The sequence below is a fragment of the Streptomyces sp. NPDC053432 genome, from assembly GCF_055585365.1.
The window spans coordinates 1-1,689 of sequence record NZ_JBVJKF010000058.1; the positions used below are offsets into that span (position 1 = coordinate 1).

At 66.8% G+C, this 1,689-nt stretch carries 2 protein-coding genes; both read left to right on the forward strand.

Annotated features, from left to right (window positions below):
- Positions 1 to 67: 67 nt before the first annotated feature.
- On the forward strand, positions 68 to 451 hold the full coding sequence (locus tag ACZ6Y1_RS37505) for a hypothetical protein (RefSeq protein WP_469640666.1): 384 nt from the start codon (positions 68 to 70) through the stop codon (positions 449 to 451).
- 97 nt (positions 452 to 548) lie between these two features.
- Complete coding sequence (locus tag ACZ6Y1_RS37510; RefSeq protein WP_469640668.1) at positions 549 to 1,682, forward strand: IS630 family transposase; 1,134 nt, start codon at positions 549 to 551, stop codon at positions 1,680 to 1,682.
- Positions 1,683 to 1,689: the final 7 nt, after the last annotated feature.

A 1,689-nucleotide genomic window follows, 5' to 3' on the forward strand; every position in this document is an offset into this window, starting at 1 on the left:
GCTAGTGCCGCACCAGGCAACGTTCGCCTCGGCCTCGCCGGTGGGGCGGGACGCGTAGTCTCGCGGGATGCACTCTCATCTGCGCTTTGAGAACCCTTCCGCGCTGCCTCATGAGGTGGCGGCCGAGGCCTTGGAACGGGCTCTGCGCGACCGCTCGTACGAGGGCGAGGCGGCAAGCGTTCTGGTCGGGAGTGCGCTGAACGACGACGATCAGGCATTCGTTGAGCACTGGTGCGTGCAGGTCGGGACGCGGGCTGTGCCGGGCAGTCCTCTGCTCGGTCTGGCCGGCCTGTGCCTGGGGCATACTGCCCGACGCTTCGGACATCTCGGCGATGAGGCCCTTGCGCTGGCGGAGTCGCTGGCGGTGCGGGCGGAGGCGGATCCGTCGGATGTGGACGGTCGGGCTCTGGACGGCTTTGACGACATCCGGAGCTTCCTGCACCTGCGGTGAGGCTGGTCGCTGCGGCGGGAGCCAGGCAGCGTTCGCTCTCTTGTGGCGAGCCGCCCGGTTGCTGTGATCGGTAGCTCCGGATGGTCAGAATGATCACGTGGCTGAACGCGTGCGGGTCCGTGAGATCGATGATGACGAGGGGCGGCGGCTGCTGCGGATCATCCGCCGGGGCACCGGATCGGTGGTGACCTGGCGGCGGGCCCAGATGGTTCTGCTGTCGGCGCAGAGCATGGACGTGGCGAAGATCGCGGAGGTTACGTTCACCAGCGCGGACCGGGTCCGCGACGTGATCCACAACTTCAATGCCGACGGCTTCGACTCGCTCTACCCGAAGTACAGGGGCGGGCGACCGAAGACGTTCACGCTGCCCGAACGTCGCGAGATCAAGAAGATCGCCAAGTCCAAGCCGGTCGAACACGGCCTGCCGTTCTCGACCTGGAGCCTGGCCAAGCTGGTCGACTTCCTGGTCGCTGAGGGGGTGGTCGACGACATCAGCCACGAGGGCCTGCGCATCCTGCTCCGCGAGGAAGGCGTCACCTTTCAACGCGTGAAGACCTGGAAGACCTCCCGCGACCCCGACTACGCAGCCAAGAAAGCGCGTGTCGAGCACCTCTACGCGATCGCCGACGGCGAGGTCATACCCGAGGAAGGCGAACCCGAAGTTGTCTTCTGCATGGACGAGTTCGGGCCGCTCAACCTCCAGCCCCACCCCGGCCGGCAGTGGGCTGAACGCGGCGGCCGGCACAAGGACCGCGACCGCGATCCCAGGCCCCGAAGACGGGCGACCTACACTCGACCGCACGGGGTCCGCCACCTGTTCGCCGCCTACGACCTGGGCAAGGACCAGCTCTACGGCCACATCAAGAAGGCCAAGAACCGGTCCAAGTTCCTGGAGTTCTGTCGCTACCTGCGCTCGCTGCACCCGGCCGAGGTGCGGATCGCAATCGTCTGTGACAACTACTCCCCGCACCTGACCACGAAGCGTTGCCAGCGGGTCGGGACGTGGGCGGCGGCGAACAACGTGGAGATCGCCTACACCCCAACCAACAGCTCCTGGCTCAACCGGATCGAGGCCCAGTTCACCGCCCTGCGCTACTTCGCCCTCGACGGCACCGACCACCCCTCCCACAAAGCCCAGGGCAGCATGATCCGCCGCTACATCATCTGGCGGAACAAGCACGCCGCCGACGACCGGCTACGCGAAGTGACCACCAGGGCGAACGTTGCCTGATGCGGCA